The sequence below is a fragment of the Amycolatopsis rhabdoformis genome (assembly GCF_035918295.1).
In the GTDB taxonomy this organism is placed as follows: domain Bacteria; phylum Actinomycetota; class Actinomycetes; order Mycobacteriales; family Pseudonocardiaceae; genus Amycolatopsis; species Amycolatopsis rhabdoformis.
On sequence record NZ_CP142149.1, the window covers coordinates 493,206 to 506,981 of the forward strand.

Here is a 13,776-nt window from a genome sequence, read left to right on the forward strand (position 1 = left end):
GATGTATGGCTACACGACTTCGCGGGTCTTGGCGTAGTGGCAGGCGACGTCGTGGTCGGCGGCGCGGGACTCGCGCGGCGGCTCGACGTCGATGCACTTCTGCTTGTCCTGTTCGGACAGTTGCGAGAAAACGAAGCAGCGCGTGCGGAACCGGCAGCCCGACGGCGGGTTGGCCGGGCTGGGCAGGTCGCCGGTGAGGATGATCCGGGTCCGCTCGCGTTCCTTGATCGGGTCCGGGATCGGGATCGCGGACAGCAGGGCCTGCGTGTACGGGTGCTGCGGTGCGTCGAACACCGTCTGCACGTCGCCGATCTCCACGATCTTGCCGAGGTACATCACCGCCACGCGGTCGGCGATGTGCCGGATCACCGACAGGTCGTGGGCCACGAACAGGTACGACAGGCCGAGTTTCGCCTTCAGCTCGTCGAGCAGGTTGATCACGCCGGCCTGGATCGACACGTCGAGCGCGGACACCGGCTCGTCGAGCACGATCAGCTTCGGCTCCAGCGCGAGCGCGCGGGCGATGCCGATGCGCTGGCGCTGGCCGCCGGAGAACTCCGCCGGGTAGCGGTCGGCGTGCTCGGCGCGCAGACCCACGAGCCCGAGCAGCTCCGGCACGCGCTTGGCGATGCGCGCCTTGTCGTAGCCGTGGGTCACCATCGGCTCGGCGATGATGTCGCCGATCGGCAGCCGCGGGTCGAGCGCGGCCATCGGGTCCTGGAACACCACCTGCAGGTCGCGCCGGATCGCCTTTTTCGCCTTGCTGCCGAGCTTCGCGACGTCGCGGCCCAGCACCGCCACCGAGCCGTGCTGCGGCGCGGCCAGCTCGAGGATCTCCATGAGCGTGGTGGACTTGCCGCAGCCGGACTCGCCGACCAGGCCCAGCGTCTCGCCCTCGACGATGTCGAAGCTGATGCCGTCGACCGCCTTGACCGTGCCGGCCTTGCGCTTGAACACCGCGCCCTTGGTGACCTGGTAGTGCTTCTGCAGGTCCTGCACGTCGAGCACGGTGGCGCGCTTGTCCCGCGCCACGGCGGCGACCGGGGCCTCCTCGATCACCTCGGCGCCGTAGACCTCGGCCGCGTCGGCCTTCGGGCCCGCCAGCTCGTCGGTGCGGATGCACGCGGCGCGGTGGGTGGTGTCGACCAGTGCGTTCGGGTTGCCCGGGGTGATCGTGAGCAGCTGTGGCTCGGCCTGCAGGCAAGCGTCGATCACCAGCGGGCAGCGCGGCGCGAACGGGCAGCCCGTGGGCAGGTTCACCAGCGACGGCGGCTGTCCCTCGATCGGCACCAGCGGCTGCTTCTCGTGCGCGTCGACGCGGGGGATCGAGCCCAGCAGGCCCAGCGTGTACGGCATGCGCGGCTGGGCGTAGATGGTCTCGACCGGGCCCTGCTCCACGGCGCGCCCGGCGTACATGACCATCAGGCGGTCGGCGAACCCGGCGACCACCCCGAGGTCGTGGGTGATGATCACGATGCCGGCGCCGGTCACCTCCTGCGCGGTCTTGAGCACTTCCAGCACCTGGGCCTGCACCGTCACGTCGAGCGCGGTGGTCGGCTCGTCGGCGATGATCAGGTCGGGGTCGTTGGCGATCGCGATGGCGATCACCGCGCGCTGGCGCATGCCGCCGGAGAACTCGTGCGGGAACGACTTGGCCCGCGCGGCGGCGTTCGGGATGCCGACGAGGTCGAGCAGCTCGATCGCGCGCTTGTTGGCTTCCTGCTTGCTCATCGAGCCCTTGGCGTGCACCAGCAGCGCCTCGGCGATCTGCGCGCCGACGGTGTACACCGGCGTGAGCGCCGAGAGCGGGTCCTGGAAGACCATGGAGATCTTCTTGCCGCGCAGCTTCGAGAGCTCGGTGTCGGACTTGCCGATGAGCTCACTGCCCTGGAACCGGATCGAGCCGGAGATGCGGGCCTGCGGCGGAAGCAGGCCCATGACGGCGAGCGACGACACCGACTTGCCGGAGCCGGACTCGCCGACGATGCCGAGCACCTCACCGGCCGCGACCTGGTAGCTCAGGCCGCGCACGGCGTGCACGCGGCCGGATTCCGAGGGGAAGGACACGTCGAGGTCGGCGACCTCCAGGACCGTGCCGGTGGGCTTCTCGGTCTCCGCGCCCAGTGCGAGCGAGGCGGTCATGCTGTGGCTCCTGTGGTACTGGGGGACTTCGTTTTCTCAGCGATGCGCTTGCGCTCCTTGCGGCGCGACCGGCTCGACGACGGGTCGAGCGCGTCGCGCAGGCCGTCACCCGCGTAGTTCACCGCGAGCACGGTGACCACGAGGAAGCCCGCCGGAATGTAGAACAGCCAGGGGAACGTGCGCACCGCGTCGGTGCCGCTCGCGATGAGCGTGCCGAGCGAGACGTCGGGCGACTGCACGCCGAACCCGAAGAACGACAACGAGGTCTCGGTGATGATCGCGACGCCGACGTTGATCGTCGCGTCGATGATCAGCAGCGAGGCCATGTTCGGCACGATGTGCTTGGCGATGATCCGCCACGACGGCTGGCCCATGAACCGCGCGGCCTTCACGAACTCGCGCTCGCGCAGGGTCAGCGTCATGCCGCGCACGATGCGCGCGGTGATCATCCACTGGAACAACGCGATCAGGCCGACCAGGATCAGCCACGTCTTGCCGCGGAACGCCGGCGAGAGGATCGAGATGATCAGGAACGGCGGCAGGATCAGCAGCAGGTCCACGACCCACATCGCGATGCGGTCGGTCCAGCCGCCGAAGTAACCGGCGGCCGCGCCGACGATCGAGGCGACGCCGGTGGAGAACAGCGCGGCCAGCAGACCGATCGTGAGCGACTTCTGCAGCCCGCGCATCGTCTGCGCGAACATGTCGCCGCCGATCTGGTTCGTGCCGAACCAGTGGTTTCCGTCCGGGGGCAACAGGTTCGACAGCGGGTCGAGCTCGTCGTAGGCCCACGGCGAGTACCACGTGTAGGTGAAGGCCAGCACGTAGAACAGCACGATCACGGCCAGCGAGACGACCGCGAGCTTGTTGCGCAGGAAGCGGCGGAGCACGAGCTTGCCGCGGCTGGACGACTTCGTGTCGGCCTCGGTCTGCGTGTCGGTCGCGAGCAGCGCCGAGTCGGCGAGGTCGGCCTCGTTCACGGGAGCGGCCATCAGATCCTCACCCTCGGGTCGAGCGCGGCGTAGAGCACGTCGGCCAGCCACCCGGCCAGCAGCACGCAGATCGCGATGAACAGGGTCACGGTGGCGACGATGTTGGTGTCCTGCTTCTGGATCCCGGTCACCAGCCAGTCGCCCATGCCGTACCAGCCGAAGATCCGCTCGGTGAAGATGCCGCCCGTGATGAGCAGGCCGAACCCGAACGCGAACAGCGTGGCCATCGGGATCAGGGCGGTGCGCAGGCCGTGCTTGAACAGCGCGCGGCGCCGGGTGAGGCCCTTCGCCTGCGCGGTGCGCAGGAAGTCGGAGCCGAGCACGTCGAGCATCGCCGAGCGCTGGTAGCGGCTGTAGTACGCCACCTGCGTGAGCACGATCGCCAGGGTCGGCACGATGATGTGCTGCAACCGGTCCAGCAGCACGTCGCCGAAACTTCCGTCGAGGCCGCTGGTTTCGCCCTGCACGATGAAGAACTGGTACCCGCCGAGCAGGTTGTCGTTCACCGACTGGGCGCCCGCCTTGAGGATCGTGGCGATCACGAAGACCGGGGTGGACAGCACGACGAACGAGAACGTGGTGGCCACGTAGTCGCTGATCTTGTACTGCCGGATCGCGCTCACCACGCCCACGAGCACGCCGATGATGATGCCGATCGTGATGCCCAGCAGGAACAACCGCAGGCTCACGCCGGCCCGGCGGAAGAGCTCGTCGGTGATCGGCTGGTCGGCGACCGTGCGACCGAAGTTCCCGTGCAGCACGCCGCCGAGCCAGGTGAAGAAGCGCTCGGGGATCGGCTGGTTCAGGTAGAGCTCGGCCGCTTTGGCGTCGATTGTGGACTGCGGAGCCGGCGGGTTCCGCAGCTTCAGTGCGTCGAGCGGGCTGAAAGCCAGCGACGCCAAGGAAAAGGCCGCGAAGGTGGCGACCAGGCACAAGGCCACGTAGTTGACGAGGCGGCGGAGGAGGAAGCCGATCACGGTTTCCTCGATTCACCGGGAACGGAGGTTCCACTCCGTGCCGACGGCCACGCCTGACGCTCGCCCGATTGAGTTTTCGTCGAAAACACTTGCCGGTGCTGCCTTCCGAATGCTGCTGACGCTCGTTGTCGGCGCAGCATAATCCGGAGAGGGCCCTGCGATCTTCGTTCCCAGGCAACCAAATAATCACGATTTTCGCGGCGGGCTCGTGAAGGACCGACTTTCGGCTGTTGCGGTGGACGGGGTGCGCGAGGTATTTCGTACGGGCGGCTCGTCGCGGTGGGTGCGTGGGTGAATACCCGGGATCACGTTCCGGAAATGTTTCCGGCCGGACCTGGAAATGTTTCGAACTCCCGCGGAACACTGGAAACGGACATACCGGGCCTGGTATGGACCTGTTCGCGACCCGTTCGTGACGTGATCGCGACCGACGCCGTTCTCCGGCCGCGGGAGGTGGTCTGCACCGCCGGCCTCGGCGGCCCCGGGCGCCCGCCGATCGCCGTCGTCCACAGTGGCCAGTGGATCTTCGCCCACGACAAAGAACCCCGCCACCGGATATCGGTGACGGGTTCTTCGCGTGGCGCGGAAGTGCTCAGTCCAGGTAGTCGCGCAGCACCTGGGACCGCGACGGGTGCCGCAGCTTCGACATCGTCTTCGACTCGATCTGGCGGATGCGCTCGCGCGTGACGCCGTAGACCTGGCCGATCTCGTCGAGCGTGCGCGGCTGGCCGTCGGTGAGACCGAAGCGCAGCCGGACCACGCCCGCCTCGCGCTCGGACAGCGTCTGCAGCACCGACTGGAGCTGGTCCTGCAGCAGCGTGAACGACACCGCGTCGACCGCGACGACCGCTTCGGAGTCTTCGATGAAGTCACCCAGCTGCGAGTCGCCCTCGTCGCCGATGGTCTGGTCCAGCGAGATCGGCTCGCGAGCGTACTGCTGGATCTCCAGGACCTTCTCCGGGGAGATGTCCATTTCCTTGGCGAGCTCCTCGGGCGTCGGCTCGCGGCCGAGGTCCTGCAGGAGTTCGCGCTGTATGCGGCCGAGCTTGTTGATGACCTCGACCATGTGCACCGGGATGCGGATGGTGCGGGCCTGGTCGGCCATGGCGCGCGTGATCGCCTGGCGGATCCACCACGTGGCGTACGTCGAGAACTTGTAGCCCTTGGTGTAGTCGAACTTCTCCACCGCGCGGATCAGACCGAGGTTGCCCTCCTGGATCAGGTCCAGGAACGCCATGCCACGGCCGGTGTAGCGCTTGGCCAGCGACACCACGAGCCGGAGGTTCGCTTCCAGCAGGTGGTTCTTGGCGCGCTCGCCGTCGCGCACGATCCACTTGAGATCGCGCCGCATCTGGGTGACGAGCTTCTCGCCCTCGTCCTCGGCGGTGCGCACGCGCTCGGCGGCGTAGAGACCCGCCTCGATGCGCTTGGCGAGCTCCACCTCCTCCTCGGCGTTGAGCAGCGCGACCTTGCCGATCTGCTTGAGGTAGGCCCGGACGGAGTCGGCCGACGCGGTGAGCTCGGCGTCCTTGCGCGCCTGGCGCAGCGCCTCGGACTCCTCCTCGTCCCAGACGAAGTCGGGGTTGTCCGAGGCGGACTTCGGCCCCTTCTCGGCGGCTGCGTTGCTGCGGCGACGCGCGGCGGGCGTCTCCGTCTCCTCGGCTTCTTCTTCCGAGTCGTCGGAGTCGTCTTCGGCGACCTCGTCGTTGACCGTCTCGTCGACGACGTCGACCTCGACCTCTTCCAGGTCGGACAGGTCCGGGCTGTCGAGTTCGGCCTCGTCGAGGTCGACGGGACCGTCGGGTTCGCCGTCCTCGCCCTTGGCCCCCTTGGTGGCGGGCTTCTTGGCGGGAGCCTTCTTGGCCGGGGCCTTCTTCGCGCCGGCGGTCTTGGGTTTCGCCGCGCCGGTGGCTGCCTCGTCGGCCGGCTCGCCGGCTGCGGTCGCTGTCTTCGTCCCGCTTCGCGTTGCGGTTCTTGCGGCTGCCACTTACGCCCTTTCGCAGCGGTCGATCATGACGAGTCGAGGTATCGCCACCTCGACTGCCTCACATTCGGGGAACACGCCTCGGCCTGCGGTTTTCACTCCCGCAGCCGTGGGCCGCCTTCCATTGTAACGACGGCCGGGCAGTGCGTCGCGAAGCGATCACCCTCCGGCCTGCCGCACGGTACCCGCACGTGACCCTTCCGTGACCCGCGCGTGCGTTTTCCGGCGGTTCAGGGCCCGTGCGGGGTCAGTGCTCGATGCCCTCGACCGCGGCCGCGGCGGCGCCGACGATGCCGGCGTTGTTCTGCAGCGAAGCGACGATCACCGGCGTGCGCACCTCGAGCAGCGGCACCCACTTCTCGGCCTTCTTGCTCACGCCACCGCCCACGATGAACAGGTCCGGCCAGATCAGGTTCTCCAGCACCGTGAGGTAGCGGTGCACCCGCTTGGCCCACTGGTGGTAGCTCAGGCCCTCGTTGTCCTTCACCGACGCCGCGGCGCGCTTCTCCGCGTCGTGGCCGTCGACCTCGAGGTGGCCGAACTCGGTGTTGGGCACGAGCTTGCCGTCGTGGAACACCGCGCTGCCGATGCCGGTGCCGAAGGTCAGCAGGGCCGTGACGCCGGTGCGGGCGCGCTCGTCGCCGAAGCGGATCTCGGCCATGCCGGCGGCGTCGGCGTCGTTCAGCATCGCCACGTCCGCGACGCTCTTGCCGAGCCGCTTGGCGAACAGCGCGTCGGCGTCCGTGCCGATCCAGGCGTGGTCGATGTTGGCCGCGGTGTGCGCGACGCCCTTCTTGACCACCGCCGGGAGCGTGACGCCGACCGGTCCGTCCCAGTCCGCCATGTGCACGATCTCCGCCACCACGTCCGCGACGGCCTCGGGGGTCGACGGCTGCGGCGTCTCGATCCGGTGCCGCTCGCCGATGAGCTGTCCGGTCTCCAAATCGACCAGCGCGCCCTTGATCCCGCTGCCGCCGATGTCGATTCCGAAACCTCGGGTCGCCGTCACTGACGTGGTCCCTTCTCGCACGATTCAGAAGTCTGCTCCGGAGACTTTAACCGGATGTGGTGACATGTCCGACGTGGGAGCTGACGAGTCGTTGCTGAAAAGCGTTGCGGAGCAGGTGGCGGTCGAGGCGGCCGGGCTGGTGCGCGAGGCCTGGACCGCCATGCAGGCCGGCGGGCGGGTGCGCGTGGACACCAAATCGGCGGACACCGACGTGGTCACCGCCGTCGACAGGGAATCCGAGGAGCTGGTGCGGACGCGGCTGGCCGAGCTGCGCCCGGGCGAACCGGTGCTCGGCGAGGAAGGAGGCGGTGCGGCGCCCGGCGCCGGCGTGACGTGGGTGGTCGACCCGATCGACGGGACCGTGAACTTCCTCTACGGACTGCCCGCGTTCGCCGTGTCGCTGGCCGCCCAGGTCGACGGGGTGTCGGTGGCCGGGGCGGTCGTGGAACCGGTCAGCGGGCGCCGCTGGACGGCCGTGCGGGGCCAGGGCGCGTGGCTCGACGGGCGGCGCCTCTCGGTGACCTCGCCGACGCGGCTGGACCTGTCGCTGGTCGGCACCGGATTCGCCTACTCGCGCGAGCGCCGGGTGCGCCAGGGTGCGCTGGCGGGCGAGCTGGTTTCGCAGGTGCGCGACCTGCGCCGCGGTGGTGCGGCTTCGCTCGAGCTGTGCGCCGTGGGCGCGGGCTGGCTCGACGCGTACTTCGAGCACGGCCTGCACCGCTGGGACTGGGCCGCCGGGGCGCTGGTGGCCGCGGAGGCGGGCGCGACGGTGCTGCTGCCCGGCTCGGCACCCGACCTGGGCGACGACATGACGTTCGTGGCGGCACCCGGCATCGCGCAACCGCTGCGCGAGGTGCTGTCTTCGCTCGACGCCAAGAGCGTGTGACGACGGCCGGTCCGAACCGAGCCTGACCACCGGGTGTGACGACGCTGCCCCCGGACCCGATCGAGCGGGTCCAGGGGGCAGCGGTGACTCAGGGTGTCCGGTGCGCCCGCTCAGCAGGCGACGTCGCGGGCCGCGGCGAGCATCGTCGGGTCGATCACCGGCGCGCCGGCGCCGGTGGACTGCTCGTTGCCGCCCCCGCCCTGGTGCGACTGCGACCAGGCGGCGAGTTTCTGCAGGATCTGCCGGGCCTCGGGCCGCGGGCGCACGTCGTCGAACAGCGTGCCGGTGACGAGGTCGACGCTGGCGTCCTTGCGGTTGTCGCGCACCAGTTCCGCGCACGGCACCACGAGGCTGAGCGTGCGGGCCGCCGTGGCGCCGTTCTCGCCGTAGCGGATCTGGCCGCGGCACTTGGCGTCGCCCTTGGGGTAGGCCGGGTCATTGGCCGGGTCGCCGATGGCGGTGAAGCCGAGCTCGCGCAGGGCGGTGGTCGTGATGCCGCCCTGGCCGCGCGTGGTGCTGGCGTTGAGGACCTTGAGCGCCACCTTGCCGGGCGGCACGGGGGAGCGGTCGTCGAGCCCGTTGTGGGGCACGGTCGTGTAAGTGGTGCCCGGCGGCGGAGTGGGAGCCGGAGTGCAGACCACGGCCTCGTCGATGTCGCCTCGCCCGACCACCGCGTTCACCCACACGAACACCGCGCCGAGGGCGAGCACCCCGATCACGATGAGCGCGGGCAAGGGCCGGTGCTTGCGATAGGGCCGCGCACCACGGTCCCCCGAGCCGTTCCCCGACGCCACCTGCCCCGTCCCTTCCCGAACGCGGATCCCCGTCCGCGGACCCCATCACGCTTCGGCGCCCCGGCGCCGCGAGTCGGTGGTGGTCTCCGGTGTACCCGGTGCACCATGCCGACCCGAAGCACCGTGCCGACCACCACGCAGTGCCGACCGCCACACAACCGTGCCGACCGCCGTAGCCGCTCAGCCTAGGCGTAACGAGCCGCGCCCGGTGGCGCGGGTCACCCTGTGTCCGCCCCCGTGCCCGCCTCGTCCCCGCCGAGGCCGGGCCGCGAATCGGCCGTCCCCCGATCGCACCACGGCGACCTCCGCGGGAGCAAGCGGACAGCGCGGCCGGGTGATCTTCGCGACGCGGGGGCAACCTCGGTGAGAGACACCCGTCTCACCTGCGGATTCCCCCTGTCGGGTGACGAAATTCAAGCAATGTGCGACTCGGTGCGGAGCCCGGCGAAGCGTGAGCTACCCTTCCCGGGCTCCGGCCGCAGGAAGAGGGGCACCTTGCTGAGACCTCGGTCACTGCGGACGCCGGGCACAAACAGGGGCGCTGGAACGTTGACCAGCGGCACGACCGGCTCACGGGTTCGCCCGCGGGACCGGAAGAACAAGACAAGCTGATTCGCAGGGGTGAGGGACACATGGCTACCGACTACGACGCTCCGCGCCGCAGCGAAGCCGACGAGCTGGCCGAAGACTCGTTGGAGGAGCTGAAGGCCCGGCGCAACGAGAACCAGTCCGGCGTCGTCGACGTCGACGAGGACGCGAACGCCGAGAACTTCGAGCTTCCTGGTGCCGACCTCTCCGGGCTTTCCGGTGAGGACATGACCGTGAAGGTGGTGCCGAAGCAGGCTGACGAGTTCACCTGCTCGGTCTGCTTCCTGGTGCACCACCGCAGCAGGCTCGCCGAGGACAACGGCGGTCGGCTGATCTGCCGCGACTGCGCCTGAGCATCGCCTGCGCCTGAGGGCGCACGGGGATCTCGTACAGGACTTCAGGGGAACCACAGGGTTTTTCAGAGGAAACTGTCCAGGGGAAACACAGTCGCGGCGGTTCGGGGAAGCTCGCTCGCGAGCTGGGCAAAGGGGGTCGGCCTCACCAGGCCGGCCCCCTTCCGCGTGCGCACCCGCGGGACCGGTTCCGCCGGTGCTCCCGGGGCTGGTGCGCGGGTCAGGACCGCGCGCGCAGCAGCTCGGCGACCTTCTTCGGCTTGCGCGTGCTGAAGAGCCAGTACGGCGTGGGGTCGGCCGGGTCCGTGAGCTGCACGCGCACCGCCGGGCCCACCCAGCCGCGGTGCAGCACGAACGCGGCCGGGTCGCCGTCGCGCCCGAGCGCGCGGCGCTTGTCGTCCTTCTCCAGGATCTCGACCACGCCGACGAACCGCAGCGGCAGGTGCGCGTCGCCGACCCACAGCTCCGGCTCGTCGCCGGCGGTCACCCGCACGCGCGAGCGGCCCAGCGACAGCATCAGCGCGGCCATCACCACGATCGCGACGGGCAGCGGGATCCACACCGGGATCGAGGGGTAACCGAGGTGGATCTCCACGCCGAGCAGGACCGCGCCGAGCATCGGCAGCAACCAGCCCCACGCGGGCACGTACAGCCGTTCGGAGTGCGCCAGGGCGCGCTTCACGGCGGTGTTCACGGTGTCAGCCACGGGACAAGGGTAGTCTCGCCGCCCGTGTCCTCCAGCGTTCAGGTACTCCTCACCCGGCTCGACCCCGGTGTCCCGCTGCCCGCCTACGCGCGGCCCGGCGACGCCGGCGCCGACCTCGTCACCACCTCCGACATCGTGCTCGGCCCCGGCGAACGCGGGGTGGTCGGCACCGGTGTCGCGATCGCGCTGCCGCCCGGCCACGCGGGGTTCGTGCACCCGCGTTCGGGGCTCGCGGCCCGCGTGGGTCTGTCGGTGGTGAACACCCCCGGCACGATCGACGCGGGGTACCGCGGTGAGATCCGGATCTGCCTCATCAACCATGATCTTCACGAGCCGGTGGTGCTCGCGCGCGGCGACCGGATCGCGCAGCTCGTGATCCAGCGGGTCGAGCGCGCCGAGTTCGTCGAGGTCGCCGAGCTCGGTGACACCGAACGGGGCGCCGGCGGTTACGGCTCGACGGGTGGGCACGCCACACTGGTCCCGGACGTGCCCGGCGCGGACGCGGGCACTGGGGAAGGAACGGAGAAGTAGTGGGGATCTTCGGACGCAAGCGCAAGTCCGACAGCGCTCTCGACGGGCTCGACGAGTCCACCGAGGGCACGGGAGGCGCTGCCGGCGACACCGGGACGGACGCCGACGCGGTCGAACCCGAGAACCAGCTGTCGGAGACCGAGCAGGGGCCCTTCGACGTCGCCGACGCCGAAGAGGACGGCATCCCGCGCATCGACCTCGGTTCGGTGCGCGTCCCGGTCCCGGACGGCTCGCAGGTGCAGGTCGAGATGGACCCGGAGGCCGGCGGGGTCCGCGCGGTCCACGTGGTGACCGAACAGGGCCAGATCACGGTCAGCGCCTACGCCGCGCCGCGCTCCGGCGGGCTGTGGCGCGAGGTCGGCACCGAGCTGGGCGACCAGCTGCGCGCCGACGGCGCCAAGGTGACCATCGGCCGCGGCGAGTGGGGCCTGGAGCTCTCCGCCATCGTCGGCGACGTGGCCCTGCGCTTCGTCGGCGTCGACGGCCCGCGCTGGATGCTGCGCGGCGTGATCGCCGGGCCGCAGTCGCAGTCCGCGCAGGCGCCCGACGTGCTGCGCATGATCGTGCGCCACACGATCGTCGACCGCGGTGACTCGCCGATGCCGGTGCGCACGCCGCTGCCGATCACGCTCCCGGAAGCCGTCGCGCAGCACATCGCGGAGCAGCAGGAAGGCTGAGCCGCCGGCGAGGTTCACGCCGGCCGTCGTTCCGGGAAGGGCGCCTCGAGGGAATCCGATTCCCTCGAGGCGCCCTTCACTGTTTTCGGCCGATCTCGGCACCCGGGCTTTTCACCGGCTTCGGTGTCCCGTCACGCGGAAGCCGCCTTCAGGAACGCGAGCATCCCCGCCCGGCCCAGCACTTCCCGGTCCCTCCCGAAGTCCGCCAGGCGCACGACCTCCACCGCGCCCCGAGGAACCGTCGCGGCCCACTCGCGAGCCACCGCGACCGGGTGCACCAGGTCACCGTCACACCCGGCCACTCCGGCCGGCACGTCCACCGTCGCCAGCTCCGCCACCGACGGCGCCCGCCGCTCCGCCGCGACCCGCAGGCCGGCCACCAGCTCGTCTCCCTGCCGCCGCCACGCCCGCGACAGCTCGTCGACCAGCCACCCCGGGCTGCCGGCCGCCACCGCGGCCAGGGCACCGTCAACGCCCTGAGCGGCCACCAGATCGGCTGAGGCCCGCGCCGCGACGGCCGCGGCCGCTGACCCGGGTTCGCCGTTCCAGGCCGGGAGAGCGCACACCAGCCCCTCGCACCGGCCCGGGTTCGCCACGGCCCACTCCGCGGCCAGGTGCGCGCCGAACGAGACGCCGCCCACGATCAGCGAACCGTGCACGCGGGCGAGCCGGTCGAGCTCCTCCAGGTAGCCGTCGGCGAGGGCAGCGCCGGGTGGCGGCGCCGGCGTGATCAACCGGGCTCCCACCAGCGCCGACGGGCCGGCGAACACCGTCTGCACGAACACCTCGTCGGACCCCGTCCCGGGGAGCAGGACGAGGGGGCGGTTCAGGATCGCGGACGTCACGTTGCGATCTTGGCGCAAACCCGTTTCGCTGTGGTGAACCAGAGCTACGCTGGTTTACGCACGGGCCGCGAAGTCGGGGGCCCCGGAGCACAGGAGCACACCATGTCCGCCAAGGACGGCGGCTACTTCAGCCGGTTGGTTCGCAAGCTGACCACTGACGTCGAGGACCTCGACGCCGACGAGATGTCCGAGCGGTCCGGAGCCGAAGGTGCTCGGCGCGCCTGTGACTGCCGGTCAGGTGAAGAGGCGACGGTGCTCGGCCGGCTCCGCAGCGTCGAACTGTGCCCGAGCGAGGGAACTCCGACGCTCCAGGCCGAGCTGTTCGACGGAACACAGGGCGTGACGCTAATCTGGCTGGGCCGACGCCGGATCCCCGGCATCGAGCCGGGTCGGACCATCAAGGTCCGCGGCCGGATGGCAGAGCGTGACGGCCAGAAGGTGCTCTACAACCCGTACTACGAACTCCAGAGCCCGGTAGGTTGATCCACTCCCGTGACTGAACCCGCTCCCCGCGACGAGAAGCACGTGCCCGAAAGCGGGGACGAAGAGCAGGCCAAGCCCGAGACCGAAGCCGACAAGCCCGAACCCACCCTCCTCGAGCAGATGGGCGGCGTGTCCGGCCTGTTCTACTCGTCGGTGCCGGTGATCGTGTTCGTGCTGGTGAACGCCTTCTTCGGGCTCACCGCCGCCATCTGGGGCTCGATCGGCAGCGCGGTGGCGATCACGGTGCTGCGGATCGTGCGCAAGGAGCCGCTGCAGCCGGCGATCTCGGGGTTCTTCGGGGTCGCCATCGCCGCGTTCATCGCGTTCCGCACGGGTTCGGCGAAGGGCTTTTTCCTCTTCGGCATCTGGGCGAGCCTCGCCTACTGCGGCGTGTTCGTGCTTTCGATCCTCGTGCGCTGGCCCATCGCCGGTGTCGTGTGGAGCGCGCTCAACGGGGCCGGCCAGGCCTGGCGCAAGGACAAGCCCTCGCGCTACGGCTACGACATCGCCACGCTCGCGCTGGCCCTGATCTTCGCCGCGCGGTTCGTGGTGCAGCGCTGGCTCTACAACAGCGACTACACCGGCTGGCTCGCCTTCGCGAAGATCGCCATGGGGTACCCGCTCTACGCGCTGGGTCTGCTCGTGGTCGTGTGGGCGGTCCGCCGCTCCGACAAGCGGCTCAAGGCGCTGGCCGAACACGAGCCGAAGCCGGAGACCGACGCCGAGGTGGAAGCCCGGCTGCGTGAGAAGTACGCGCAGACGCCCACCACGGAGGCCTAGCCCCGCCTCACCGGTACCGCGAAAAGGCC

The 13,776-nt window shown here is 70.2% G+C and carries 14 protein-coding genes; 6 read left to right on the plus strand and 8 right to left on the minus strand.

Features of this window, described 5'->3' with window-relative positions; genetic code table 11:
* Positions 1-9: 9 nt before the first annotated feature.
* From VSH64_RS02315 to ppgK, 5 genes are all read right to left on the minus strand, one after another.
* Positions 10-2,142: an ABC transporter ATP-binding protein gene (locus VSH64_RS02315; protein WP_326833782.1), complete on the minus strand. Its 2,133-nt coding sequence runs from the start codon at positions 2,140-2,142 to the stop codon at positions 10-12.
* The gene (locus VSH64_RS02320; RefSeq protein WP_326833783.1) at positions 2,139-3,134 is read right to left on the minus strand and encodes an ABC transporter permease; all 996 of its coding nucleotides are present in this window, start codon (positions 3,132-3,134) and stop codon (positions 2,139-2,141) included. Before VSH64_RS02320 ends, VSH64_RS02315 begins: the two co-directional genes overlap by 4 nt.
* On the minus strand, positions 3,134-4,111 hold the full coding sequence (locus VSH64_RS02325) for an ABC transporter permease (RefSeq protein WP_326833784.1): 978 nt from the start codon (positions 4,109-4,111) through the stop codon (positions 3,134-3,136). The genes VSH64_RS02320 and VSH64_RS02325 overlap by 1 nt, the downstream gene beginning before the upstream one ends.
* Before the next feature lie 592 nt (positions 4,112-4,703).
* Positions 4,704-6,098, minus strand: a complete 1,395-nt coding sequence (locus VSH64_RS02330) for an RNA polymerase sigma factor (RefSeq protein ID WP_326833785.1) — start codon at positions 6,096-6,098, stop codon at positions 4,704-4,706.
* Positions 6,099-6,342: 244 nt separating this feature from the next.
* Positions 6,343-7,104 carry a polyphosphate--glucose phosphotransferase gene (gene ppgK, locus VSH64_RS02335; RefSeq protein ID WP_326833786.1) on the minus strand — a complete coding sequence of 254 codons (762 nt, stop codon included), beginning with the start codon at positions 7,102-7,104 and terminating at the stop codon, positions 6,343-6,345.
* Positions 7,105-7,168: 64 nt separating this feature from the next.
* Between ppgK and VSH64_RS02340 the strand changes: the two genes are divergently transcribed.
* Positions 7,169-7,990, plus strand: a complete 822-nt coding sequence (locus VSH64_RS02340) for an inositol monophosphatase family protein (protein ID WP_326833787.1) — start codon at positions 7,169-7,171, stop codon at positions 7,988-7,990.
* 110 nt (positions 7,991-8,100) lie between these two features.
* Here VSH64_RS02340 and cei read toward each other — a convergent pair whose 3' ends face one another.
* Positions 8,101-8,784 carry an envelope integrity protein Cei gene (cei, locus tag VSH64_RS02345; RefSeq protein WP_326833788.1) on the minus strand — a complete coding sequence of 228 codons (684 nt, stop codon included), beginning with the start codon at positions 8,782-8,784 and terminating at the stop codon, positions 8,101-8,103.
* Between the two features lie 632 nt (positions 8,785-9,416).
* Between cei and VSH64_RS02350 the strand changes: the two genes are divergently transcribed.
* Entirely contained in the window at positions 9,417-9,725 is a 309-nt protein-coding gene (locus VSH64_RS02350; RefSeq protein ID WP_204090248.1) for a DUF4193 domain-containing protein, read from the plus strand.
* 220 nt (positions 9,726-9,945) lie between these two features.
* On the opposite strand, the gene VSH64_RS02355 is transcribed toward VSH64_RS02350, so the two are convergent.
* The gene (locus VSH64_RS02355) at positions 9,946-10,431 is read right to left on the minus strand and encodes a DUF3093 domain-containing protein (RefSeq protein ID WP_326833789.1); all 486 of its coding nucleotides are present in this window, start codon (positions 10,429-10,431) and stop codon (positions 9,946-9,948) included.
* 24 nt (positions 10,432-10,455) lie between these two features.
* Between VSH64_RS02355 and dut the strand changes: the two genes are divergently transcribed.
* Positions 10,456-10,962, plus strand: a complete 507-nt coding sequence (gene dut / locus VSH64_RS02360; RefSeq protein ID WP_326833790.1) for a dUTP diphosphatase — start codon at positions 10,456-10,458, stop codon at positions 10,960-10,962.
* Complete coding sequence (locus VSH64_RS02365) at positions 10,962-11,639, plus strand: DUF3710 domain-containing protein (RefSeq protein WP_326833791.1); 678 nt, start codon at positions 10,962-10,964, stop codon at positions 11,637-11,639. Before dut ends, VSH64_RS02365 begins: the two co-directional genes overlap by 1 nt.
* A gap of 131 nt (positions 11,640-11,770) precedes the next feature.
* On the opposite strand, the gene VSH64_RS02370 is transcribed toward VSH64_RS02365, so the two are convergent.
* Positions 11,771-12,484 (minus strand): alpha/beta fold hydrolase, encoded by a 714-nt coding sequence (locus tag VSH64_RS02370; RefSeq protein ID WP_326833792.1) that lies wholly within the window; start codon positions 12,482-12,484, stop codon positions 11,771-11,773.
* Positions 12,485-12,586: 102 nt separating this feature from the next.
* On the opposite strand from VSH64_RS02370, the gene VSH64_RS02375 reads away from it, so the two are divergent.
* Positions 12,587-12,967 carry an OB-fold nucleic acid binding domain-containing protein gene (locus VSH64_RS02375; RefSeq protein ID WP_326833793.1) on the plus strand — a complete coding sequence of 127 codons (381 nt, stop codon included), beginning with the start codon at positions 12,587-12,589 and terminating at the stop codon, positions 12,965-12,967.
* Between the two features lie 9 nt (positions 12,968-12,976).
* Positions 12,977-13,747: a DUF3159 domain-containing protein gene (locus VSH64_RS02380; RefSeq protein WP_407655627.1), complete on the plus strand. Its 771-nt coding sequence runs from the start codon at positions 12,977-12,979 to the stop codon at positions 13,745-13,747.
* The last annotated feature ends 29 nt before the right edge of the window (positions 13,748-13,776 follow it).